We start from the raw sequence: 24,952 nt of genomic DNA, 5'->3' as shown, positions 1-24,952 counted from the left end.
AATATTATTGAAGGTCGTCGTCTGAGAACAGGCTCAACTGTCCTGTCATTTCGTCAATCACTTGCTGTTCGCTTTTATTCTTGTCGGGATCAAGATTTTCCGGCTCACTCTCTTCGTCATGAGCGTCGGTTTCCTGCTCCGGTTCGGGGAAGCGCACGGGTTCCAGTTCCTCCACCTTTGCCAGCTCCCAAGTCGTCAGTCGCTTACCTTTGGCCTTGAAACTCTTCTGCCCGATAAACTGTTCGGCGTCGATTTCCTCCGCGGGTCTTATCGCGTCGACTCCTCCATACGTCACCTTAATACGCGGATAGGGCGTGTCGGTCAGCAGCAACAGTTCCGATTTGGGATTCTCGCCGATAAAGTTCTGATGGCGCTTCGTGGCGTCCAGCGTGAAGCGTTTGATATAGGGCAAGCCGTTGTTGTCGGCGTTGTAGAGAATGGCTGTCCACACTTTGTGCTCGTCCCATTTCTCTATCCGCGTCATGTTGTCTTCGTAATGATTGTTGGCGTCGAAGTTAGTCACGTAGAAATCGCCGCCCGGCAAGATGACGAGTATCTGGTCTTCGTCGTAGAACTCACCGAGGAAGCGGCCGTGCTCGTCGTAATTGATGCGGTTCACGTCGGGATCGAACCAAACCCTACGCCCGCCCAGCGTACTGTGTCCGTGACTTTTCAGGCCGATGCGGTGGATGGGGCGTTTCGTCAGAATCACGCCCTGGGCACTGCGGTGCTTGATATTGACAGTACTGAAGTCGCGCTCCATGAAAATACTTTTCCGTCTCTTCTGCGGATCGTTCTCCAGCGTCACCTTGATGACTTCGGCTTCGCCATTCGGATTAGCCGTGAAGTAGATCACCTTTGAGCCCGGCGTGCCTTTCGTCAGGTCGTATTCGCGGTCGCGGGTGATGGCCGACACGTTGAAACGCTTGAGATAATAGAATCCTTGTCTGCCGTCGCGATACACCACATTGTAAATCGTCCGGCGGTCGTTGCGCTTGAACACCTGTAAATGGATGATGTTTTTACCCACGAATATCTTGTCGGCCACCTTGATAACCTTGAAGATACCGTTGCGGTAAAAGATGATTACGTCGTCAATATCGGAGCAGTTGCATACAAACTCATCCTTCTTTAGTCCCGTACCGATGAATCCTTCCTGACGGTTGATGTAAAGTTTCTCGTTGGCCTCTACCACCTTGGTGGCCTCAATAGTGTCGAACGACCTGATTTCCGTCCTTCGCGGGTGGTCCTTGCCATACTTGTTTTGGATAAACTCAAACCAGTGAATGGTGACATCCGTCATGTGTGCCAGGTCGTTGTCTATCTCTTTGATTTCCGCGTTCATACGGGCTATCAGGTCGTCGGCCTTGTCTTTGCTGAATTTCAGGATACGCTGCATCTTGATTTCCATGAGTCGCAGGATGTCGTCGCGGGTCACCTCTCGAATGAAATCGGGCTTATAGGGTTCCAGCCGACTGTCTACATGCTTCACGGCGGCGTCCATGTCCTTGGCTTCCTCAAACTTCTTGTCTTTGTAGATACGCTCTTCGATGAAGACGCGTTCGAGCGAGGCGAAGAAAAGTTGTTCTAACAGTTCGTCCTTTCTGATCTGTAATTCCTTGCGCAGCAGTCCCATCGTACGGTCTACGCTATGACGCAACACGTCGCTCACCGTCAGGAAGCAGGGCTTGTTGTCCTCTATGACGCAGCAGTTGGGCGATATGTTGATTTCGCAGTCGCTGAACGCGTAGAGCGCGTCTATCGTCTTATCCGACGAAACGCCCGGTGCCAGATGCACCAATATCTCCACTTCAGCCGCTGTGTTGTCCTCTATCTTCTTGGCCTTGATCTTACCTTTCTCCACCGCTTTGGTAATCGAGTCGATCAGTGTGGCCGTGGTCTTGCTGAACGGAATTTCCTTGATGACGAGCGTTTTGGTATCAAACTTTTCTATTTTGGCTCTCACCTTCAACACGCCGCCCCGCTGACCGTCGTTATACTTGCTGGCATCGATACTGCCGCCCGTGGGGAAGTCGGGGTAGAGATGGAATGCCTCGCCTCGCAGGTAGCGGATGGCGGCCTCGCAGATTTCGTTAAGGTTGTTGGGTAATATCTTGCTGCTCAGTCCCACGGCGATACCTTCGGCCCCTTGTGCCAGCAGCAACGGGAACTTGGCCGGCAACGTGATAGGCTCCTTGTTGCGTCCGTCGTAGGACAGCTGCCAGTCGGTGGTCTTCGGATTAAACACCACGTCGAGCGCGAACTTTGATAGCCGGGCCTCGATATAGCGAGGGGCGGCAGCCCGGTCGCCCGTGAGGATGTTGCCCCAGTTGCCTTGGCAGTCGATGAGCAGGTCTTTCTGTCCCATCTGCACCAGCGCGTCGCCGATGGAGGCGTCGCCGTGCGGGTGAAACTGCATCGTGTGGCCCACGATGTTGGCCACTTTGTTGTATCGGCCGTCGTCCATGCGCTTCATCGAATGGAGAATACGCCGCTGCACGGGCTTCAGTCCGTCCTCGATATGCGGCACGGCCCGCTCCAGTATTACGTAGGAGGCATAATCCAGAAACCAGTTCTGATACATGCCGCTCAGATGATGTACGGCCGAAGCGTCAAACCTGTTTGCGGGTTTGTAGTCGCTATGGGTGTCGGCAGCGGTTTCTTCCTCTTTTCTGCTTTCCGGCTGCCCGTTGTCTATGATCTCGTCGTCCATAAGAAAAAATCGCGGTATTAGTGCAATCCATGCAAAGATACGATTTTTTATTTACAATGGCAATAGCTATCGGAAAGAAGAATATGGATTGTCAATTTTCTTGACCGAAAATCATACCTTTTGTTTTTGCCCATCTAATAAATTGACGGGTGAAAATCGGCGGATGAAAAGGCGAAAAACGGTTTTTGTACGGCCAAAGCATAGCTCTTGCGAGGTAAAAGCAATGCTTTTGCAACGCTAAAGGGTTGCTATTGGTCGGCCGGAAGGGCCTTTTTGGCGGCTTAAAACGTGCGTAATGGGCATGAAAATTGTGCTCTCGCGGTCGTGCGAATAAGTAAGTGGCTGATAATCAGCGCAAAATAAAATGTGCCAGGAATCGCTTATTTCCGGACAAATATTTTTTTCCGTGAAAATAATGCCACTTTTTTGATGCTGTTTGTTAAGAAAAATGACAGCAAGATCGCTTGGCTTGATTGAAAGGGAGAGTATCATTTGGTGTCAGGTAGACTATCGGTCCGTCCGCCTGTCCCCTTGTTTTAAGTTGTTTTTACATCTATATAAAGCGTTGTTGGGAAAAAAGTAGTAACTTTGTCGCAAATTTCGAAATTCAAATTAGTTTATGGCACAAGAAGATGTTTTCAAGAAGATAGTAAGCCATTGCAAAGAGTACGGCTTCGTCTTCCCCAGCAGTGAAATATATGATGGGCTGGCCGCCGTTTACGATTACGGACAGAACGGCGTAGAGCTCAAAAACAATATCAAGCAGTATTGGTGGCAGAGCATGGTGTTGCTCCACAGCAACATCGTGGGACTCGACGCCGCCATCTTCATGCACCCCACCACTTGGAAAGCCTCGGGCCACGTCGACGCCTTCAACGATCCGCTGATCGACAACCGCGACTCGAAGAAGCGTTATCGTGCCGACGTGCTCATCGAAGACCAGATCGCCAAGTACGAAGAGAAGATACAGAAGGAAGTAGCCAAGGCCCGCAAGCGTTTTGGCGACAGCTTTGATGAAGAGAAATACATGGAAACCAGCGAGCGTGTGAAGGAAGCGCGAGAAAAGCGCGATGCGTTGCATGCCCGCTATGCCGAAGCGATGCAAGGTCCCGACCTCGAAATGCTGAAGCAGATTATCGTTGATGAGGAAATCATCGACCCTATCAGTGGTACCAAGAATTGGACCGACGTGCGTCAGTTCAACCTGATGTTTGCTACCGAGATGGGAGCCAGCGCCGATGGTGCCATGAAAGTTTATCTGCGCCCCGAGACGGCACAAGGTATCTTTGTCAACTATCTGAACGTGCAGAAGACCGGTCGCATGAAACTGCCGTTCGGTATCGCGCAGATAGGTAAGGCATTCCGCAACGAGATTGTGGCCCGTCAGTTCGTTTTCCGCATGCGTGAGTTTGAGCAGATGGAGATGCAGTTCTTCTGTCAGCCCGGCACAGAGATGAAATGGTTTGAGTATTGGAAGCGTGTGCGCCGTGCATGGCACGAAGCGCTCGGCATGGGAACGGAGAACTATCGTTACCACGATCACGAAAAACTTGCTCACTATGCTAACGCCGCCACCGATATTGAGTTTAAAATGCCGTTCGGATTCAAGGAAGTTGAAGGTATCCATTCACGTACCGACTTCGACCTTGCGCAGCATGAGAAGTTCAGTGGCAAGAGTATCAAATACTTTGACCCTGAAAAGAACGAGAGCTATGTGCCCTATGACGTCGAGACTTCTATCGGTGTAGACCGTATGTTCCTCAGCGTGCTCTGCCATTCGTACTGCGAAGAGCAGCTTGAAAACGGCGAGTCGCGTGTCGTTCTGCGATTGCCCGAGGCATTGGCGCCCGTGAAATGTGCCGTATTCCCGCTCGATAAGAAAGATGGACTGCCCGAACTGGCCGAGCAAATCGTGGACGAACTGAAGTTCCATTTCAACACCCACTATGGTGATCCCAAGGATTCCATCGGCAAACGGTACCGTCGTCAGGACGCTGTCGGTACACCGTTCTGTGTGACCGTTGACCACGAAACGCCTAAGGATCACAAGGTGACCTTGCGTTATCGTGATACGATGAAACAGGAACGTGTTGATATCAGCCAGCTCCGTTCGATTATCGAAGATCGTGTCAGCATTACTTCTGTACTGAAGAAGCTGGGCGAGGAAATCAAGAAATACTAACCGGGCGGTCACCACATGGTGACTGTCCTTTAAAATAAGGTTATCATGATCCTTAAAAATCAAAATAAACAAATAACATCGGCTCGTCCGGGCCTGCGTCTTGCCGTGATAGGTAGGGCCTTGTTGGGCTTGGTGCTTGTAAGCGTGCTCATGGTGTCGTGCAAGGAAGATGACGGCACGACCAACGAGTTTGCCAATTGGCAGGAAGTGAACGACCAATATATCAGTAAACTTCAAACGATGGTTGACCAGCGTATCGCTGCCGGCGACAAGAGCTGGAAGAAAATACGCAACTGGTCGCTCGAGGCCAGCGTGGCTAAGGAGGCTTCGCAGTTTATTTATGTGCATGTGCTGACAGAAGGTAAAGGCTCCGGCTGTCCGCTCTATACCGATTCAGTCAAAGTGAACTATCGTGGTCGTCTGCTCCCGTCGCCCTCTTATCCTTCGGGAAAGGTCTTTGACCAAAGCTATACGGGCACTTTGGACGATACGGCACAGCCTGTCAAACTTCCGGCAGGGGGTGGTGTCGTAGACGGATTCTCCACAGCCTTGCAGAATATGCACATCGGCGACGTGTGGGAAGTGTATATCCCTTATCAGTTGGCTTATCGTGGCGCGACTAAAGGAGGCCTTCCGGCCTATTCTACCTTGATATTCAATCTGAATCTAAAGGCTTACTACCGTCCGGGACAGAAAGTGCCCGATAGCCGAAGCGGCGTGGTAACAGCCGGAAAGTGGATAGAAAAGTAAATTACATCAATCGTAATAAAAGACCATGAATAGTGGCGGAACCGCAAAACCTTCCGCCACTATTCGTGTTTTTTGCATAGAAGTTTTAGAATTTACGTATGTTCAGCAACAAGCGCAACGAAGCCCTGATGGCAAGTATTCGTAACGGGCTGCCCATGACCCGCCGTGAGAAGATCAATCTGATTATCGGATTGAGCATTCCCTCGATCTTGGCGCAGATAACCAACGTGCTGATGTTTTTCATCGACGCGTCGATGGTGGGACATTTGGGTGAGGAGGCATCGGCCAGTATTGGCCTTGTGGAGTCTACCACTTGGCTTTTGGGCAGCGTAATGGGTGCCTCGGCCATGGGCTTTTCGGTGATGGTGGCCCACTTTATTGGCGCTAACGATTTCGTGAAAGCCCGTCAGGTGTTGCGCCATGCTTTCGTCTGCGGTATCGTTTTCGCTACGGCCCTTATGCTCATGGGTGTTGCCATTCATACATCATTGCCCTTTTGGCTGGGTGGCAAAGCAGATATCGCTCCGGCCGCCTCTAACTATTTTCTGGTCATTTCGCTGTCGTTGCCCTTTATGCTGCTGTTTCATCTGTCGTGCGACATGCTTAAGAGTGCCGGAAACATGCACGTGCCGAGCGTAATGAGTGTCGTATTGTGCGTGCTCGACGTTATGTATAACTATTTTTTTATCTACTTTCTTGGTTTGGGAGTAATGGGTGCGGCCATCGGAACGGCCTTAGCTTACGTCACGGTGTCGCTACCGGCCACGTGGATTACGGCACGTAAGAACAAGATTCTGGCTTTGCAGCAAGATACCGAACCATTTCGGTGGGTGTGGGATTATGTGCGCAATGCCGTGAAAATAAGTTTGCCAATGGCTATTCAGTCCGTGCTGATGAGTGGCGCGCAGATTGTGAGCACGCGCATTGTGGCCCCTTTGGGCAATATTGCCATTGCCAGTAATTCCTTTGCCATCACGGCCGAGAGCCTCTGTTATATGCCCGGCTATGGTATCGGCGAAGCGGCCACCACGTTAGTGGGCCAGACTTTTGGTGCCGGACGGAAGAACCTGTGTAAGAATTTTGCTTATCTTTCGGTGGCATTGGGTATGACCATCATGGCCATCATGGGTGCGATTATGTATATCTTTGCCCCGGAGATGATCGGTGTGTTGAGTCCTGTGACAGCCATTCGTGAGCTGGGAACCACTGTTCTGCGTATCGAAGCCTTTGCTGAACCGTTTTTTGCCGCCAGTATTGTTGCTTACTATGTTTGCGTGGGAGCGGGCGATACCTTGCGGCCGGCCATTATCAATCTGGTTTCGATGTGGTGTGTGCGTCTGACATTGGCTGCCTGGCTCGCTAAGGATTACGGACTGAAAGGCGTATGGACGGCCATGGCCATTGAACTAACGTTCCGTGGCACGATGTTCCTCATCCGTCTGTTCCGTGGAAAGTGGCTGAATAAGATCAAAGAGCCTGTGGCTTAATGCCTTGATATACATGGTCGGCTTTGTCGGTGTCGCCATGAATATACATTATATATATATAACCGATAACTAAAAAACATCAGTCGAGACCTCCATGGGTTAATAATTTAAAACGCTGAATGGCTTCTTCGCGATTTATTATAACTTTGTAGTGTATCAATAAAAGCAAAGAAATGAATACAGCATGGCAGAAAATGGTGAGTGGTGAGGAATATCAGGCCGACGATCCTGAGATAATTCGTGTGCTCAATCTGACGAAAGACGCCATCAGAGCGTATAATCAGATTCAACCAACACGATTGGAAGAGCGTGAAAAAGCCATCCGAAAGATTATCGGGAAGTGTGGCGTGAAACCATTTTTCAATCAACCGTTCCTTTGTGATTATGGTGTTAATATACGGGTAGGCGACCGTTTCTTTGCCAATTTCAACTTTACGGTACTCGACGAGGCTTACGTCACAATAGGTGACGATGTCTTTATCGGTCCTAACGTGAGCCTTTATACCGCCTGCCATTCTACCGATCCCGTGGAACGAAACACGCGTCGGGAATGGGCAGAGCCTATAACGATAGGTAATAATGTATGGATTGGTGGTAGCGTGACGGTATTGCCCGGCGTGACGATAGGCGACAACTGCACCATTGGTGCCGGTTCGGTAGTGACAAAAGATATTCCGGCCAATTCTATTGCGGTGGGTAATCCCTGCCGTGTGATTAAGAAAGTGGGCCAAGAATCATTGAAAGAATAACGAATAGACATTAAACGTATGATTAAAATGTTTGTAATGGAAACCTGTCCGTATTGCGAATATGTAGAGAAACAGGTTGTAGGAAATAATGATTTTCAAGTAATAGATATCAGTAAGCATGTGCGCAATCTGAAGCAATTTCTGGATTTGCGCGACAGTCATCCTGCTTTTGACGAGGCAAAGAAGATGGGGGACGTAGGTATTCCCTGCTATGTATTGGAGGATGGTACGGTAACACTTTCGTCAGCCGATGCCGGTTTAGAGCCTATGCCTGACGGCCCAGCTTGTAGTATTGACGGAACAGGCTGCTGAAATCATAAGCATGATGACACACACCTTATATAATTACACGAAGATATGTGAGTATCCAAACGCAGAATGGTCGATAAAGTGAAGAAAAAACACCTTTATCGACCATTTTTATCTTCTTGCAAGGCTTATATTTTTTTCATAAAGACCCTCTGTTTTCTCCTTTTAAACAGAGGGATAAAAACCTGCACAAATCATTTGTTTTGTGCACAGAAGGTTTGATTTTGTGCATTTTGTTTGGCTGACAAGCAAAAAATAAGTAAATTTGCTCCGGTTTTTGCAAATAATACAATCATATATAATTAATTTTTTATGAGTTTGAAAATTGTTGTACTTGCCAAGCAAGTACCAGACACAAGAAATGTGGGCAAGGACGCGATGACCGCAGAAGGAACTGTGAATCGTGCAGCTCTGCCTGCTATCTTCAATCCTGAAGATTTGAATGCGCTCGAACAGGCTCTCCGCATTAAAGACCAAAACCCCGGAACCACTGTTGGTATCCTTACGATGGGACCTCCGCGTGCCGGTGAAATCATCCGTCAGGGACTTTATCGTGGCGCAGACGAAGGTTGGTTGCTTACCGACCGCAAGAGTGCCGGTGCTGATACGTTGGCAACTTCTTATTTCCTGGCTAAGGGTATTGAGAAGATTGGCAATGTAGACTTGGTGATTGGAGGCCGTCAGGCTATTGATGGCGATACCGCACAGGTAGGTCCGCAAGTTGCTCAAAAGCTCGGTTTGAATCAGGTAACATACGCAGAGGAAGTTGTAAAGATCGAGAATGGCAAGGCAACGATTCGTCGGCATATTGACGGTGGTGTAGAGACCGTTGAGGCTCCGCTGCCCGTTATGATCACGGTCAATGGCTCTGCCGCTCCCGCTCGTCCGTGCAACGCTAAACTCGTGATGAAGTATAAATATGCTACTTGCCCAATGGAACGTACCGGCGAAGAGCCTTGGAAAGAGCTGTATGACGCTCGGCCTTACTTGACATTGGGTCAGTGGAGTATTGCTGACTGTGGAGCTGATTATGAACAGTGTGGTTTGGCTGGCTCTCCTACAAAGGTAAAGGCTGTGCAGAACATTGTGTTTCAGGCGAAAGAAAGTAAGACTCTCACCGGCAGTGACGCCGATGTAGAAGGTCTGGTTAAAGAATTGTTGGATGAAAAGATTATTGGCTAATAAGATATGAATAACGTTTTTGTATATTGCGAAATAGAAGAAACAACCGTACAGGAAGTTTCTCAGGAATTGCTGACAAAAGGTCGTAAACTTGCCAATAAGCTCGGTGTCGACCTGCATGCAGTTGTTGCCGGCAACGGCATTAAAGGTAAGGTGGAAGACCAGATTCTTCCTTACGGCGTAGATAAATTGTTTGTATTTGACGGTGAAGGTCTCTTTCCCTATACATCGGCTCCTCATACGGATATTCTCGTAAACTTGTTCAAAGAGGAGAAGCCTCAGATTTGCTTGTTGGGTGCTACCGTAATCGGCCGTGACCTTGGTCCCCGTGTCAGTTCTTCGTTGACATCAGGTCTGACCGCCGACTGTACACAATTGGAGATTGGCGATTACGAAGAGAAGAAAACCGGTAAGCACTATGATAACTTGCTTTATCAGATTCGTCCGGCTTTCGGTGGTAACATCGTTGCTACTATTGTGAATCCCGATCACCGCCCGCAGATGGCTACCGTTCGCTCCGGCGTTATGCAGAAGGCCTTGTATGAAGGTCAGGCCAAAGGCGAAGTAGTATATCCTGAAGTAGATAAATACGTATCGGCAGAGGCTTATGCCGTGAAGGTTATTGATCGCCACGTAGAAGCCGCTAAGCATAATCTGAAAGGTGCGCCCATCGTTGTAGCCGGTGGTTATGGTGTGGGTAGCAAGGAAGGATTCGATCAGCTTTTCAAACTCGCTAAGGAACTTCATGGTGAGGTTGGTGCCAGCCGTGCAGCAGTTGACGCAGGTTGGGTTGATCATGACCGTCAGATTGGTCAGACGGGCGTGACCGTTCACCCCAAGGTATATATCGCTTGCGGAATCTCCGGACAGATTCAGCACATTGCGGGTATGCAGGACAGCGGTATCATTATTTCTATCAATAACGACCCTGAAGCACCGATCAACAAGATTGCCGATTATGTAATCAATGGTACGGTAGAAGAGGTGGTTCCCAAACTGATTAAGTATTACAAACAGAATAGCAAGTAATCCGGTCCTTTATGAACGACCTGTCACTGCTTGTTTACAGTAATCAAAAAACATAGAACAATTATGGCAAATTATTATAGTGATCATCCCGAAATTGCGTTCCACTTGGACCATCCTTTGATGAAGCGTGTTGTAGAATTGAAGGAAAAGAGTTTTGAGGATGCGGCAAACTACGATGACGCTCCCGTAAATTATGAGGACGCAATCGAGAACTACAAGCGCATGCTTGACATTACAGGTGATGTTGCAGCCAATATCATAGAGCCCAACTCTGAATCCGTTGACCAGGAAGGTCCACACTTGGAGAACGGCCGCATGATTTATGCCAGCAAGACATTCGAGAATCTTGACGCAACGCGCAAGGCCGGCCTGTGGGGAATCTCCATGCCACGCCGTTATGACGGCCTGAATATTCCGAACGTGGTATTCTCCATGGCTTCGGAAGTTATCTCTGCCGCCGACGCCGGCTTCCAGAATATTTGGTCGTTGCAGTCTTGTATTGATACGCTTTATGAGTTTGGAACAGAAGAACAGCGTAAGAAATACATTCCTCGCATTTCCGCAGGCGAAACCATGTCGATGGACTTAACCGAGCCGGATGCCGGTTCCGACTTGCAGCGTGTCATGCTCAAGGCTACCCAGGATGCTGACGGAACATGGCGGTTGAACGGCGTTAAGCGTTTCATCACGAACGGCGACTCCGATATTCACTTGGTTTTGGCTCGCTCAGAAGAAGGCACCCGCGACGGCCGTGGTCTTTCGATGTTCATTTATGACAAGAAAGATGGTGGCGTAACCGTGCGCCACATCGAGAACAAACTGGGTATTCATGGCAGCCCGACCTGTGAGTTGGTTTACAAGAATGCCAAGTGTGAGCTTTGCGGCGACCGCAAATTGGGTCTTATCAAGTATGTGATGGCTCTGATGAACGGTGCCCGTCTGGGTATTGCCGCACAGAGTGTCGGTGTTGCTCAGGAGGCTTACAACGAGGGCTTGGCCTATGCCAAGGAGCGTGCGCAGTTTGGCAAGAAGATCATTACGTTCCCGGCAGTTTACGACATGCTCTCTCGCATGAAGGCAAAGCTCGAGGCCGGTCGTTCGCTTCTTTACATGACAGCCCGCTATGTGGACATCTACAAGGCATTGGAAGACATCGCACGCGACCGCAAGCTTACTCCCGAAGAGCGCAAGGAACTGAAGCAGTATAGCCGTCTGGCCGACGCGTTCACTCCGCTGGCGAAGGGTATGAACTCCGAATACGCCAACCAGAATGCCTACGACGCCATTTCTATCCATGGCGGTTCAGGCTTTATCATGGAGTACAAGAGCCAGCGCCTGTTCCGCGACGCCCGTATCTTCTCTATCTACGAAGGAACTACGCAATTACAGGTGGTTGCTGCCGTACGCTACATCACCAACGGCACTTACCTTTCAATCATGAAGGAAATGCTCGAGGAAGAAGTTTGCGACTGCATGAAGCCTTTGAAGGAGCGTGTAGCCAAGCTCGTGGCCTTATACGAGGAAGCGCTTGACAAGGTGAAGGCCGACGACAATCAGGACGAACACGACTTCCTGGCCCGCCGTCTCTATGATATGACAGCCGAAATCATCATGTCGCTGCTCATCATAGCCGATGCCGGCAAGGCACCTGAACTCTTCAAGAAGAGTGCCCACGTATATGTTCGCATGGCAGAAGAGAATGTTCTCGGCAAGGCTGCCTACATCAAGGCTTTCAACGCAGACGACCTGAAGAGCTTTGAAGTTGCTGAACGGACAGAAGAAGTTGAGGCTTAATCGGCTCAACAATTCAATACAAATCATTGAAGGCCGTACTTTCCGAGTGCGGCCTTTTTAATTTTACCGATATGATACGAATAGAGAATGCCCTGCCGACACAGGCAGCCATCATCGCAACGCTTATTATGGAGGCGATGAATCACGAGTGCTGCCAATACTTTGCGGGCCCACGCCACACGACGGCCGACTTCCACCGCTTGATGAAAAGTCTTGTGGAGCGCACGGATTCGCAATATTCCTACACAAATACGTTGGTGGCATTAGACGGAACGGAGGTCGTGGGCTGCTGCGTGAGCTACGACGGCGCGCGACTCCATCGCCTGCGACAGGCTTTCATTGCAGGCGCGCAGGCGGCCTTTGGCATGGATCATTCGGACATGGATGACGAAACGCGGGCCGGCGAACTGTATATAGACAGCTTGGCCGTAGCCGCAAGCCATCGCGGACAAGGCATTGCCACCTCGTTGCTCGAAGCCACCTGCCGGAAAGCCCGGCGGATGAATCTGCCGGCGGGACTGCTGGTTGACCAAGGCAACCCCGCGGCCGAGCGACTTTATGCCCGATTGGGCTTTGAATACGTAAATGACGCCGAATGGGGGAGCCATCCCATGCGCCATTTGCAGCGAAAAGTATAAGCCATGAAAAAGCGCAGACCATGTTTGTCAACACAGCCTGCGCCGAATATCAGAGCGACACCATTTTTTCAGGACTTCGTTTGGGCCGGCGTTTCAGGAGTGAGCGCCGGCTTTTTTGGCTTCGGACCTACCGTCTTCGGCTTTGGCTCGTAGCGGTAGAGCGAGCCGTCTTTGTTGATGCCCACCCAAATCGTGGCGAGGCTGCCATCGGGCGCAGTCTGCCCATTCACGCACAGCTGGTAGTGGCGTTTCAATCCCCTGCCGACAGCCTTTCCGCTGACCGCGAGCGTGCCGGCAGTGAGCCCCAGTTGCTGTTCGATGGCGGGCAATCCCGACTTTAATAATTCGGCATACTCGGCTGTGCGCTTCTTACGAGCCAGCTTTGCCATACCGGCTCTGCGAGCAAGCAGCATGCGGCGGTCGTGCACCAGATTATTATAGTGCGTGATGAATTCGGAAACGGGAACAGAAGGCTCAAGTTCATCGAGGGCTTCTATTCGACGCAGAACAGCCCCGAGAGCCTTGTCGGTGGCGGCACGAAGAGCCTTGACGTCAAATGTTCCGGATGGCATGGCTACCTTCAGACGCGATTGATAACGGGCGTCGAAGAGGTCATTGGCCGTAGCAAGACGATTGATATAGTCGGCGGCAGCAAGTTTCGCAACGGCGGCGGTCATGGCTGTGGCTCGCAGGTCGGTAACGAGATTTTTCACCATACCCGTCTCTTTGTCGTAGTTGGCCGCAGTAAGTTTGGGATAGCATCTCATCACGTTGCTCACCTGCTGAGCGGCCTTCCGCAGGGTCACGTCCTCCGAGCAGGCATGCATCTCGACAAGCAGTTGCAGCGACCTATACGCCTGGTCGCGCGCCTTGTCGAGCATCTCCAAATCCCGCGTCCCATCTTCCTTTCGAGGGCGATTCAGCGCCAAATCCTCTTCGGCCACAGCAGCCTTGAGTGCAGTCAGCAGCGGCTTGATTTTTGCGATATTCGCCTCTTCGCACATGATAATTACATGGCTGGCAAACTGAAAATGCTCCATATTTTGGAGCGCGTGGAGATAAATTCTCTTCGTTTTCATAAGTCCTTGAGTTTAGGTCATTTTTTGAGTTTCTTCATACAGAGAAACGTTGTTTTAGATATTTTATTGCATTTCCCAAAGTTGGGAAGCGCAACTTTTGCCATTTTCTGTATTTCCCAAAGTTGGGAAGCGCAACTTTTACTGATTTCTGCATTTCCCAAAATTGGGAAATACAGTTTTGATTGATTTGACGTGTTTTTCTTATATTTCCGCTATCAAAAGGTCGATGAGACGGGGGATTCCGTAATCATTGATGTCTTTTTCATCTATCCAAATAAAATCGGACGGCAGACATGGCTTTTTTGAGGCATCGAGCGTATAAAAATCAGTAAAAAGGACGCGATGGGTGAGTATGTGCTTAAAATTCTTTACGATTAGCTTGGCTTTTGCTTTGTCGCTCTTTTGCAAGTGCTCGCCTTCCGGAAATGTCCACAACCCCTGCCAGATATCACCGCTGCCACGCTTGTGGATGGCGATTCGTCCCTTACTGCGTACATAATAGAAGGTTAATCGGCGTTCCTGTACTTTTATTGTTTTCAGTTTCACGGGCCACTCTGTCGTCTTTCCCATCCTCCGGGCGGTGCAGGTTTCGGCCAAAGGGCAGATGACGCATTTGGGACTGACGGGCGTACACTGGGTTGCGCCAAAGTCCATGACGGCCTGATTGTACGCGGCCGGTGCTTCGTCGGGCAGATGTTCCTGTGCCAAAGCCGCAAAGAGTTTCTTGCCTTCTGTAGAATTGACGGGCGTGTCGATACCGAAATAGCGGGCGAGGACGCGGTGGAAATTGCCGTCGACCGACGCTGCGGGCAGTCCGAACGCAATGCTTCCGATGGCCGCCGCCGTATAATCGCCTACCCCTTTCAGTTTTTTGATGTCGTCAATCGTGTCGGGAAACCGGCCTAAAGCTACCATCTGTCGGGCCGCCGTGTGCAGGTTGCGGGCCCGTGAGTAGTAGCCGAGCCCCTGCCACATGCGCAGCACTTCGTCTTCGGAAGCTTGGGCAAGGTCGTCTACTGTAGGCCATTTGGCCATGAAGCGCAGCCAGTAGTCGGTGCCTTGGACGACACGGGTTTGCTGAAGAATGATTTCGCTCAGCCAGATGGCGTATGGGTCGCGCGTGTTGCGCCACGGCAAATCACGGCCGTTCTCCTCAAACCACCTTAATAATATTTCTGTGAAATGGCTTTGTATCTTTTTCATCGTTCAAGTCAGTCTCTGTATCCGTTTCGTCACGGATTTTCGGCTCAGATTAAATCGTCGAGCAGCCACAACGAAGTCTTCAAATCCACGCATCCGTTCGGTCTGAATCGTACGCCCTCGCTTCGTAGCATTTCTATTTGTCTGTACCAGCCGGGAGCAGTTCGGCCTGTTCCGTTGACCACGCGGTGGCACGGCATGTCGGGCGCGTCCATGCCGTGGAGCACGCGTCCCACCAGGCGGGCATGCTTCGGAAAGCCTGCCAAGGTTGCGATATGGCCATAAGTGAGTACCCGTCCAGGCGGAATGGCCCGCACGATGTCTGCCACGCTCTGCTGAAAAAGTTTTGTGTCAACTTGCATTATATGGTCTGTCAATTATTCGCGAGGCGCCAACGGCAGTGCGATCCCTTCGTGGCGAAGCAGCCACTCCTTGCGTTCCAGTCCGCCCGCATAGCCTCGCAGGCTGCCGTCCGTGCCCAATATCCGATGGCAGGGGATGATAATCGAGATGGGGTTGCGGCCAACGGCATTGCCCACAGCCTGCGCCGACATGCTACGGACGCCCTTTCGGCGGGCTATCGACATGGCAATCTGCCGGTAGGTGGCGGTCTGTCCTGCGGCTATCGTTAAGAGTTCATGCCACACAGCCAGCTGAAAATCACTGCCTGTGAGGTGAAGCGGCGGCGTGAAGTCGGTGGGCTGTCCCGCGAAATACAGATCGAGCCAGCGCCGAGTCTGCCGGATCATTGGCGTTTCGGCCTGCCGTGGGTTGTCGGATAGTCCTCGTCCGTAGTGTTTTTGGCCTTCAAACCATAATCCGATAAGCCCTTTCTTGTCGGCTGCCATGGTGATGGTGCCCAGCGGCGAACTGTAATAAGCCACATAATGGACGGTCGTATTCCTTTGATTCTCCATGAAAATAAATTCCGGCATAGCTTGTGTTTGCTGTGATTTATTTGACAAAAATACGCATATTCTTTAAGCAGGCCAAGTATTAAAAGCCCCTTTTTCGCTTTGCGGTTCATTTGTTTTCGTGTATCTTTGCAAATATGATCGACAGACAGACGATAGACCGCATTAAGGACGCCGCCAATATTGTGGACGTTGTTTCAGAGTTTGTAACGCTTCACAAGAGTGGCAGCAATTATAAAGGGCTGTGTCCTTTCCACAATGAGAAGACTCCGTCGTTTTATGTTTCTCCGTCGAGAGGTACCTGCCACTGTTTCGGCTGCGGCAAAGGGGGCAATGCCGTGGGATTCATCATGGAACATGAACAGATGGACTACCCCGAGGCCCTGCGATGGCTGGCCGCTAAATACCACATTGAGATTAAGGAGCGTGAGCTTTCGGACGAGGAGAAACGTGAGCAGGGCGAGCGCGAGAGCATGTTTATCATCAATGACTGGGCCGAAAAGTATTTCCAACACATTCTTCATCACGATGTCGACGGCTTGGCCGTGGGCATGCAGTATTTCCGGAGCCGTGGTTTCCGCGACGACATTATCGAGAAATTTCATCTCGGTTATGATCTTCCCGACCGCCATGCTTTGGCCAAGGCCGCTTTGGCTAAAGGTTATAAGGGAGAGTTTCTGCTGAAAACGGGCATCTGTTATCAGAACGATCGTGGCGAACTGATTGACCGTTATGCCGGTCGCGTGGTTTTTCCGTGGATAGGCAACAGCGGTCGTGTGGTCGGTTTTACGGCCCGTGTGCTTGATTCGCGCACCAAGGGAGTCAGTCAGAAGTATGTCAATTCGCCCGATTCCGAAATTTATCATAAAGGCTATGAGCTTTATGGCATTTATCAGGCCAAGAAAGCCATGGCCAAGAACGATCGTGTCTACCTTGTTGAGGGTCAGGCCGACGTCATTGCGATGCACCAGAGTGGCATCGAAAACGTGGTGGCCGGCTCGGGAACCGCCCTAACGTTGCCCCAGATTCACATGCTCCGACGCTTCACCAACAATATCACCATGATTTATGACAATGACGAGGCCGGTATTCACGCTGCTTTGAAAGGCACCGACATGCTGCTGTCGGAGGGTATGAATCTGAAGGTTCTCCTTCTGCCCGCGGGCGAAGACCCCGATAGCTTTGCCCGCAAGCATACGGCAAGCGATTTTCAGGCTTATATCAAGGAACACGAAACCGACTTCATCCGTTTCAAGACCCAATTGTTGCTTGACAAGGAGAATGATCCTCTGAAACGGTCGGAAGCTATCAACTCGATTGTCAGATCCATATCCGTCATTCCTAACCAGATTCTGCGCGACACGTATATCCACGACAGCATGTCCTACCTCAATATCAATGAGCGGACGCTCATCAACACGATGAACCGCATGATTCGTGAGGACAAGAATCAGGAGCAGAAAGCGCAGATACGCGAAGCCGAACGCCAACCGGCCATGCCGTTGCCCAGTTTAGAGCCAGCCACTCCTTTGCAGCAGGCAACTAAAGTAGAGCAAATGCTCATTCAGTTGGTCATCCGTTATGGTGAGCAGATTATCTTCGACCATGTGGAAGACCACGACGGCAACCTCATTGACCTTACTCTTGCCCAGTATATTCATTATACGCTCTCGGCCGACGGGCTCTATTTCCACACGCCGCTGTATAATCAGATTCTTGACGAGGCCGTGGCGCACGCCGGCAAAGAGGGTTTTATGGCTGAGCCATACTTTGTGCATCATCATGATATCGGTATCAGCCAATTGGCTGTGGACATGAGCACCGATAAGTTCAGGCTTTCGGAAAGCCAGCAGATGAAAGAAACTGTAGAAACCTTGCGTCAACGGGTGATTCATTTGATACTCGATTTCCGTATGGATTACGTAGAGCAGAAACTGAAAGACCTGCAGAAGGAAATAGCGCAGGCCGTTTCCGACCACGACCGCATGATGAAGTTGCTGGAGGAGTTTAAGGATTTACAGATGATTCGCAACGCACTGGCCCAGCAGTTGGGCAACAATATTATTATGTAGGAAGGGAGATTATGGAATGATTTACTTTCATTGGCTCTTTTTAGCGTTTTATATCCTCACCATCGTACCTGCGATGGTGACGGTGTTGATGGATCGTCGTCAGCCGGCTAAGACCATTGCGTGGCTGATGGTGTTGCTTTTTTTGCCTTTAGTCGGTATCATTCTCTATTTCTTTTTCGGTCAGAATACGCGTAAGGAGAGGCTTGTGAGCCAACGTAGTCTTGACCAGCTTACCAAACATTCGATGTTGGAGTTTGCCGGACAGCGTAATCTGAAGATTCCGGAAGACTGTGCGGCCTTGGTGCGTCAGTTCGCCAACCAAAGTATGGCACTGCCGTTTAAGGATAACAACGTAGACATTTATACCGACGGTTATCAGTTTTTCCTGAATCTGATACGTGATTTAGGAACAGCCCAACATCATATCCATTTAGAATCGTATATATTTGAAGACGATCCTTTGAGCAATCTCTTGGCTGATGTCATGATCGACAAGGCGCGGGCCGGCGTTGAAGTGCGAGTCATTTATGACGACGTAGGTTCATGGAAGGTGAGAAAGCGCTTCTTCGACCGTATGCGAGCCGGTGGCGTGAAGGTCTGTTCGTTCATGCCGGTGAAGTTTCCGGCTTTTACGGGTAAGGTGAATTACCGCAACCACCGTAAGATATGCATCGTGGATGGCAAGGTCGGTTACATCGGAGGTATGAATATCGCGCTGCGTTACCTGCGTGGCAGCAAGCATCAGCCTTGGCGCGACACCCACATGCGGCTTGAGGGCGGACTTGTTTATGCCTTGCAGCGTTCGTTTCTGATTGACTGGTATTTCGTGGAACGTAGCCTTATCACGTCGCGCATTTATTATCTCGAGCTCGACCCGACCATCAATAACGACTGTCTGGGGCAGATTGTCACGAGCAGTCCTATCCAACCCTGGCCCGATATCATGCAGGGCTATGTGCGTATTCTGCTCGAAGCTAAGCGGTATGTTTATATCGAAACGCCTTATTTTCTGCCTACCGAACCTATTTTGTTTGCTATGCGCACGGCAGCCGTGGCCGGTATTGACGTGCGGCTGATGATACCGATGCATAGCGATGCCAAACTGGTGGAGTGGGCCAGTAAGTCTTATGTGATGGAAGTAATCGAAGCGGGCGTAAAGGTGTTTTTCTATAACAAAGGTTTCAACCACTCAAAACTTCTGGTTTCCGACGATTTTATTTGCAGTTGTGGAAGTACGAATGTCGATTTTCGCAGTTTCGAGAATAATTTTGAGGCCAACGCGTTCTTCTACCATCAGGAAATGGCGCTCAAAATCAAACAAATATTCCTCGATGATCAGGCTGACAGCCTGTCGATCGAGGAAGTGAGAAATCTGTTGCACACACCTTTCTTGCAGCGTCTGTGGGAAAGTATCATTCGCTTATTGTCACCGTTGCTGTGACCTGTGGGCTTCGAAGCGATGTTTCTCTTCTGTTTTTTATTTCGTTGATAATCAATCTGTTGGGAGCTTGCTTGTCGGCGGGCGTCCGGGCTTGTTTTGTTTGTGTTGTAAAAGCAATGCTTTTACACGCCAAAAGCAGCCCTTTTACACGCTGAAAGCTATGCTTTGAGGAGGTAAAAGCTATGCTTTTAGAAACCGAAAGCACGACTATTGAAAAATGGAGAAATTGACACTGCCATACACTCTATGTTCCACGAATCCGGGAATGTGGCTGAAGTCGTATTGTTTGCCATGCTCGAAGACAAGTACACCGTCTTTTTTGAGCAGTTGCTTGCTTAAAATGAGTTCCGGAATTTGGGGGAGTTGCTCAAGCGCGTAGGGCGGATCGGCAAAGATGAAGTCGAACTGCCGGTGGCAAGCCTTGATAAATTTGAACACGTCGCCACGTATCAGAATATCCGTCTGGTCGTTCAGCTTTTCGAAACACCGGCGTATGAAGTTGGCATGGTCACGGTCGGCTTCCACACTGATGACCTGACGGCAACCTCTCGACACGAGTTCGAGACTGATACTGCCGGTTCCCGCAAAGAGATCGAGGGCTTCGGCGCCTTCGAAATCGAGGTAGCCCATCATGACGTTGAAGATGTTCTCTTTGGCAAAATCGGTGGTGGGGCGTGCCTTAAAGGCGCGTGGAATGTCGAAATGACGGCCTTTATACTTGCCGGTGATGATTCTCATAAGCCTGTAAATAATATTGAGGAGGGAGCCTTCGCTTATCTTCCCTTCAGAAACAAAATGCTGATATCAATGGGAAGTCCTTTGATTTTAGTGATGGGTGCACGGTTGAATTCGGCTTCGGGATTGATGACGTAGACGCCCCGCAGGTATTTCTTCAGGTCTTCGATAAGCACTTCCTTTTCATTGATGCTGCCGAAGATGTGCAATTCATCGTTTTGGGCATCCATGCCAAGCTGTTTCCATACGTAAAGAATGAAGTAGGAAGCGTCGTAGGGCGTTACGATCTTGTAATGATTGTAAAATTTAAAGCGGTTTTGCTTGAAACAGAATACTTCCACCTTGTGATCGTGGAAGTAGGCATAGAGCTTTTTGCGATTGCCGCTGAAACTACGGTGGTGCATATAACTCCATACCGATTGCATCATAGGGATGATTCTGATGTCGTTGAAGTGGTCGTTGATGACCATATTCAAGTCTTTATTGAGTGGAAAAAGAGCAACGGCGTTCTCATTAGGAAGTATCGTATGGATGATGATATCGTTGCCCAGCCGGGTAAAAGCGTGGCTGTAGAGTAGTTCTTTCTGCGATTCGTCAAACTCTTCAATGGGCACCAGCAGCACCGGGGTATCGATCATGACCTGAACTTTGATGAATCCCATGCCCAACAGGGCGCTTTCGTTGAAGGCTTCACGCAAATTGGCCGCTATCGAAATTCCGTTTTTTACGGCATAAGGCTCGTATTCGATACCTACGGTCGATGCCTGATTGATAACGGCAAACGACATGAAACTCTGACTGATACGTATTGTCAGCCGATTGTTTAATATGTTGTAAGCTTCATTTTGCATGCTGTTGCAAAAGTAGTTTATCTTTTTGATAACTCCAAATTTTCACTTGAATCTTTGTTAATGAGTGTCTAAAGCGGCAGAAAACGCCGCGAATATTGTACTTTTGCTCCTGTTTTGTATATTTTTCCGAAATATAGATACCTATGCTCATTATCGTTACCGTTTTGTGTTATTTTGGTTTGCTGATGTTGTTTAGTCGGCTGACGGGTCGCCGGGCCGATAACGATACGTTTTTTAGGGCCAATCGTCGGTCACCCTGGTACATGGTGGCCTTCGGCATGGTGGGCGCGTCGATTTCGGGCATTACGTTTGTCAGTGTGCCGGGCATGGCCATGCGGATGGATATGACCTATCTGCAGATGTGTTTGGGTTTTATTGTCGGCTACTTTCTGGTGGCCTTCATCCTCTTGCCCGTCTACTATCGGCTCAATCTTACCACGATTTATTCGTATCTGCGACTCAGGCTGGGCCGAAGGGCTTATAAGACGGGGGCTTCTTTCTTCCTTCTTTCCAAGATGACGGGCGCGGCCGTGCGCTTCTACGTGGTCTGTATCATCTTGCAGCGGTTTGTGTTCGACCGGCTGGGCGTGCCGTTTGTCCTGACGGCGCTGGTTATGGTGACGCTCATCTGGTTTTATACGCGTCGGGGAGGTATCAAGACGCTGGTCTTCACCGATACGTTTCAGACGTTCTGCATGTTTACGGCCCTGATATTGATTATCTTTCAGGTTATCAGCCAATTGGGATTGACGCTCGGTGAGGCCGTCGACGCCGTGGTGAACGACGCCCACAGCCGGATATTCGTGTTCGACGACTGGATTTCGCGACAGAATTTCTGGAAGCAGTTTCTGAGCGGCGCGTTCGTCGTGGTGGTCATGACGGGGCAGGATCAGGACATGATGCAGAAGAATCTGACGTGTAAGTCGTTGCGTGAGGCGCAGAAAGACATGTGTACCTATGGTTTTGCCTTTGTTCCGGCCAATCTGTTGTTCCTCGTCTTGGGTATTCTGCTGATGATGTTGGCCCAAAAGCAGGGGGTGGCACTGCCCGAGATGGGCGACGACTTGCTGCCAATGTTTGCCGCGACGGGGCGATTGGGCGAAGTCGTCGTCGTGTTGTTTACCATCGGTATCGTGGCAGCCAGTTTCTCCTGTGCCGACAGTGCTTTGGCCGCGCTGACCACCAGCTTCTGCGTAGACGTGTGCGAACGACCCGCTGATGAGCGGTTGCGCAAGCGGGCGCACTTTGCGATAGCCTTGCTGTTCGTGCTCTTTATCCTGGTTTTCAAGGTTCTCAATAGCACAAGCGTCATCGACGCCATCTATATTCTCTGTTCCTATACCTACGGACCGCTGCTGGGACTCTTCGCCTTCGGTCTCTTTACGCGACGCCGACCCAAGGACAGCTGGGCGCCGTGGGTTGCCGTGGCCTCGCCGCTGCTCTGCTTCGCGCTCGACCGATTGGTTTCAGCCGCTACGGGCTATCGGTTTGGCTACGAACTGCTGATGTTGAACGGGTTCCTGACGTTTGTCGGCCTGTGGATTTCGGGCTTTTTCCTGCGGGAGAAAGGGGCCGCGACGGCCGTCGTACAATGATTTTGAGAATTGATTAATGATAACGAAAAAAGCCAAGAACACGACCTCATGGTTGGTTCTTGGCTTTTTTGCTAGTTCTTATAAAACTTATTTCGTCTGCAACGCAAAGTCTTTACCGTATTCTATGCACTCGAGAAGCGTGGCTTCGTCAGGTACCCAGAGTTTCTTGATACCGTCATTGACCAGCTCAAAGCCGGCTTCCTGCAGATGTTGACTGATCATCTTGGGGGCGTCGCCGCTCCAACCGTAGGAACCAAAGGCCGCGGCTTTCTTGTTCTTGAGCTTCATTCCGCGGGTCATCTCCAAGATACCGGCTATCGCATAGGAGTAGCCGTAGTTGATAGTGGGCGATCCTACGAGCACGGCTTTCGATTGGAACATTTCCGTGAGGATGTCGTTCTTGTCCTCATGAGCCGCGTTGAAGAGTTTCACCGTGACGCTTGGGTCGGCCTTGAGAATGCCTTCGGCAATGGATTCGGCCATCAGGCGGGTCGACTGCCACATCGTGTCGTAGACAATGGATATCTGGTTTTCGCTGTAGCCGCCGGCCCATTCGAGGTAGAGGTCGATGATGGCGGTCGGATTTTTCTTCCAAATGATACCATGACTGGGGCATATCAGTTTGATGGGCAGATTCATTTCCTTCAGCTCTTTCACCTTGCGGATGGCCATGTTGCTGTAGGTGTTGATGATGTTGGCATAGTATTTCTTAGCCTCATACAACACTTCATAATCGTCAACGCAGTCGTCGTAAAGCGACTCGCTGGCAAAATGCTGGCCGAAAACATCATTGGAGAAGAGTGTCTGCTCGGTATCGACATACGTCATCATCGTGTCGGGCCAATGAAGCATGGGCGCTTCGATGAAGGTGAGAGTGGCTTTGCCGAGTGAAAGCGTGTCGCCGGTCTTCACGTTTACATAGTTCCAGTCCTGATGATAGTGTCCGCGAAGGATAGCCTCGCCCTTCTTGGTGCAATAGATGGGGGTACCCGGAATCTCGCGCAGCAGTTCGGGAAGAGCACCGCTATGATCAATCTCATTATGATTCATGATGATGTAATCAATCTGCTTGAGATCGATTTCCCGTTTCAGGCGACTGACAAACTCCTTGTCGTAAGGTTGCCACACGGTATCAATAAGGGCAGTCTTCTCATCCCTGACGAGAAAAGAGTTATAACTGGACCCGTGCAGGGTGGAAAGTTCATCGCCGTGGAAGCGTTTCAGCTCCCAATCGATCTTACCCACCCACGAGATATTGTCTGTAATTCGTTTCGCCATAATTTGTCAAGGTTATTTGTTGAGCAGATACTCTTGCGCGTCGAGGGCCGCTTTGGCACCGGTGCCGGCCGCGACAATAGCTTGCTGGTAGTGCGGGTCGCACACGTCGCCTGCCGCGAACACGCCGGGAAGGTTGGTGGCTTGACTATGGCCGGATATTTTGATAAATCCTTGCTCGTCAAGATCGATAGATCCCTTGAAGAGATCGGTCTGTGGCTTGTGCCCGATAGCCAGGAAGAAACCGTCAATGGGCAGGTCGTAAACCTTCTCGTCGGCCTCGCCTTTGCGATATACTACGTGGGCGCCTTCTACGCCGTTGTCGCCGAAGAGACCCAAAGTATTGGTTTCGTAGAGTATTTCGATGTTTTCGATATTCTCCACACGCTTCTTCATAACGTCGGAAGCACGCAGATAAGGCTTACGGACGATCATGTAGACCTTGGCGCAGAGGCTTGCCAGGTAGCTGGCCTCTTCGCAGGCAGTGTCGCCACCGCCAACGACGGCCACCACTTTCTTGCGATAGAAGAAGCCGTCGCACGTGGCACAGGCGCTCACGCCTTGTCCCATATACTTCTGTTCGTCGGGAAGTCCTAAGTATTTGGCTGTGGCACCGGTAGCGATAATGACGCTTTCGGCCTCTATTTCCTCGTCTCTGTCGGTCTTGAAACGGTAAGGTTGCTGGCTGAAGTCAGCCGAAACGATCGATCCGTCGTGCATTTCGACACCGAAACGCTCGGCCTGACGACGAAGTTCCATCATCATCTGATTGCCGTCTACGCCGTCGGGGTAGCCCGGAAAGTTTTCTACTTCTGTGGTTTGGGTAAGTTGTCCACCCATCTGAATGCCGCAGTATTGTACGGGTTGTAGGTTGGCACGTCCGGCATAGATGGCTGCGGTGTAGCCGGCGGGGCCACTACCTATGATTAAGAGTTTTGTTTTCATAATGTTCGGGGG

General features: G+C 50.4%; 21 protein-coding genes. 12 read left to right on the top strand and 9 right to left on the bottom strand.

Annotated elements, in window-relative coordinates; all coding sequences use genetic code 11:
* Positions 1-4: 4 nt before the first annotated feature.
* The gene (locus tag JHU38_RS04010) at positions 5-2,713 is read right to left on the bottom strand and encodes a DNA gyrase/topoisomerase IV subunit A (RefSeq protein ID WP_107582179.1); all 2,709 of its coding nucleotides are present in this window, start codon (positions 2,711-2,713) and stop codon (positions 5-7) included.
* A gap of 619 nt (positions 2,714-3,332) precedes the next feature.
* Between JHU38_RS04010 and JHU38_RS04005 the strand changes: the two genes are divergently transcribed.
* The 9 genes from JHU38_RS04005 (at position 3,333) to JHU38_RS03965 (ending at position 12,833) form a co-directional block, all read left to right on the top strand.
* Positions 3,333-4,895 carry a glycine--tRNA ligase gene (locus JHU38_RS04005; protein WP_107582180.1) on the top strand — a complete coding sequence of 521 codons (1,563 nt, stop codon included), beginning with the start codon at positions 3,333-3,335 and terminating at the stop codon, positions 4,893-4,895.
* Between the two features lie 45 nt (positions 4,896-4,940).
* Positions 4,941-5,645, top strand: a complete 705-nt coding sequence (locus JHU38_RS04000) for an FKBP-type peptidyl-prolyl cis-trans isomerase (protein WP_107582181.1) — start codon at positions 4,941-4,943, stop codon at positions 5,643-5,645.
* A 98-nt stretch (positions 5,646-5,743) separates the two neighbouring features.
* The gene (locus JHU38_RS03995; protein WP_107582182.1) at positions 5,744-7,132 is read left to right on the top strand and encodes an MATE family efflux transporter; all 1,389 of its coding nucleotides are present in this window, start codon (positions 5,744-5,746) and stop codon (positions 7,130-7,132) included.
* Between the two features lie 173 nt (positions 7,133-7,305).
* A complete protein-coding gene (locus tag JHU38_RS03990) occupies positions 7,306-7,881 on the top strand; it encodes a sugar O-acetyltransferase (protein WP_107582183.1) in 576 nt (191 codons plus the stop codon).
* Between the two features lie 18 nt (positions 7,882-7,899).
* A complete protein-coding gene (locus JHU38_RS03985) occupies positions 7,900-8,193 on the top strand; it encodes a glutaredoxin (RefSeq protein WP_107582184.1) in 294 nt (97 codons plus the stop codon).
* 309 nt (positions 8,194-8,502) lie between these two features.
* Positions 8,503-9,372 carry an electron transfer flavoprotein subunit beta/FixA family protein gene (locus JHU38_RS03980; RefSeq protein ID WP_107582185.1) on the top strand — a complete coding sequence of 290 codons (870 nt, stop codon included), beginning with the start codon at positions 8,503-8,505 and terminating at the stop codon, positions 9,370-9,372.
* A 6-nt stretch (positions 9,373-9,378) separates the two neighbouring features.
* Positions 9,379-10,401, top strand: a complete 1,023-nt coding sequence (locus tag JHU38_RS03975; protein WP_107582186.1) for an electron transfer flavoprotein subunit alpha/FixB family protein — start codon at positions 9,379-9,381, stop codon at positions 10,399-10,401.
* 63 nt (positions 10,402-10,464) lie between these two features.
* The gene (locus JHU38_RS03970) at positions 10,465-12,195 is read left to right on the top strand and encodes an acyl-CoA dehydrogenase family protein (protein WP_107582187.1); all 1,731 of its coding nucleotides are present in this window, start codon (positions 10,465-10,467) and stop codon (positions 12,193-12,195) included.
* A 71-nt stretch (positions 12,196-12,266) separates the two neighbouring features.
* Positions 12,267-12,833: a GNAT family N-acetyltransferase gene (locus JHU38_RS03965; protein WP_107582188.1), complete on the top strand. Its 567-nt coding sequence runs from the start codon at positions 12,267-12,269 to the stop codon at positions 12,831-12,833.
* Between the two features lie 68 nt (positions 12,834-12,901).
* Here the strand turns inward: JHU38_RS03965 and JHU38_RS03960 are convergent, their stop codons facing one another.
* The 4 genes from JHU38_RS03960 to JHU38_RS03945 form a co-directional block, all read right to left on the bottom strand.
* Complete coding sequence (locus tag JHU38_RS03960; protein ID WP_107582189.1) at positions 12,902-13,912, bottom strand: DUF6261 family protein; 1,011 nt, start codon at positions 13,910-13,912, stop codon at positions 12,902-12,904.
* Positions 13,913-14,113: 201 nt separating this feature from the next.
* Positions 14,114-15,115 carry an A/G-specific adenine glycosylase gene (gene mutY / locus JHU38_RS03955; RefSeq protein ID WP_107582190.1) on the bottom strand — a complete coding sequence of 334 codons (1,002 nt, stop codon included), beginning with the start codon at positions 15,113-15,115 and terminating at the stop codon, positions 14,114-14,116.
* A 44-nt stretch (positions 15,116-15,159) separates the two neighbouring features.
* Positions 15,160-15,474 (bottom strand): MGMT family protein, encoded by a 315-nt coding sequence (locus JHU38_RS03950; RefSeq protein WP_107582191.1) that lies wholly within the window; start codon positions 15,472-15,474, stop codon positions 15,160-15,162.
* Positions 15,475-15,489: 15 nt separating this feature from the next.
* Positions 15,490-16,047 carry a methylated-DNA--[protein]-cysteine S-methyltransferase gene (locus JHU38_RS03945; RefSeq protein WP_232369829.1) on the bottom strand — a complete coding sequence of 186 codons (558 nt, stop codon included), beginning with the start codon at positions 16,045-16,047 and terminating at the stop codon, positions 15,490-15,492.
* Positions 16,048-16,163: 116 nt separating this feature from the next.
* Here JHU38_RS03945 and dnaG point away from each other — a divergent pair, with 116 nt between their 5' ends.
* Together dnaG and cls are read left to right on the top strand one after the other, a co-directional pair.
* Positions 16,164-18,098, top strand: a complete 1,935-nt coding sequence (gene dnaG / locus JHU38_RS03940; protein ID WP_107582192.1) for a DNA primase — start codon at positions 16,164-16,166, stop codon at positions 18,096-18,098.
* Positions 18,099-18,114: 16 nt separating this feature from the next.
* Positions 18,115-19,539, top strand: coding sequence for a cardiolipin synthase (gene cls, locus JHU38_RS03935; protein WP_107582193.1), 1,425 nt, complete (start codon positions 18,115-18,117; stop codon positions 19,537-19,539).
* A 207-nt stretch (positions 19,540-19,746) separates the two neighbouring features.
* Here the strand turns inward: cls and rsmD are convergent, their stop codons facing one another.
* Positions 19,747-20,277: a 16S rRNA (guanine(966)-N(2))-methyltransferase RsmD gene (gene rsmD / locus JHU38_RS03930; protein ID WP_107582194.1), complete on the bottom strand. Its 531-nt coding sequence runs from the start codon at positions 20,275-20,277 to the stop codon at positions 19,747-19,749.
* 35 nt (positions 20,278-20,312) lie between these two features.
* Entirely contained in the window at positions 20,313-21,125 is an 813-nt protein-coding gene (locus JHU38_RS03925; RefSeq protein WP_107582195.1) for a DUF3822 family protein, read from the bottom strand.
* Between the two features lie 143 nt (positions 21,126-21,268).
* Between JHU38_RS03925 and JHU38_RS03920 the strand changes: the two genes are divergently transcribed.
* Positions 21,269-22,720, top strand: a complete 1,452-nt coding sequence (locus tag JHU38_RS03920; RefSeq protein WP_107582196.1) for a sodium:solute symporter — start codon at positions 21,269-21,271, stop codon at positions 22,718-22,720.
* A gap of 87 nt (positions 22,721-22,807) precedes the next feature.
* Here the strand turns inward: JHU38_RS03920 and JHU38_RS03915 are convergent, their stop codons facing one another.
* Positions 22,808-23,998 carry an anaerobic nitric oxide reductase flavorubredoxin gene (locus tag JHU38_RS03915; RefSeq protein ID WP_107582197.1) on the bottom strand — a complete coding sequence of 397 codons (1,191 nt, stop codon included), beginning with the start codon at positions 23,996-23,998 and terminating at the stop codon, positions 22,808-22,810.
* 12 nt (positions 23,999-24,010) lie between these two features.
* Complete coding sequence (trxB, locus tag JHU38_RS03910; RefSeq protein ID WP_107582198.1) at positions 24,011-24,940, bottom strand: thioredoxin-disulfide reductase; 930 nt, start codon at positions 24,938-24,940, stop codon at positions 24,011-24,013.
* Between the last annotated feature and the right edge of the window lie 12 nt (positions 24,941-24,952).

Source organism: Prevotella illustrans (assembly GCF_017426725.1).
Classification (GTDB): Bacteria; Bacteroidota; Bacteroidia; order Bacteroidales; family Bacteroidaceae; genus Prevotella; species Prevotella illustrans.
This window is presented reverse-complemented; position numbering and strand designations above follow the sequence as displayed.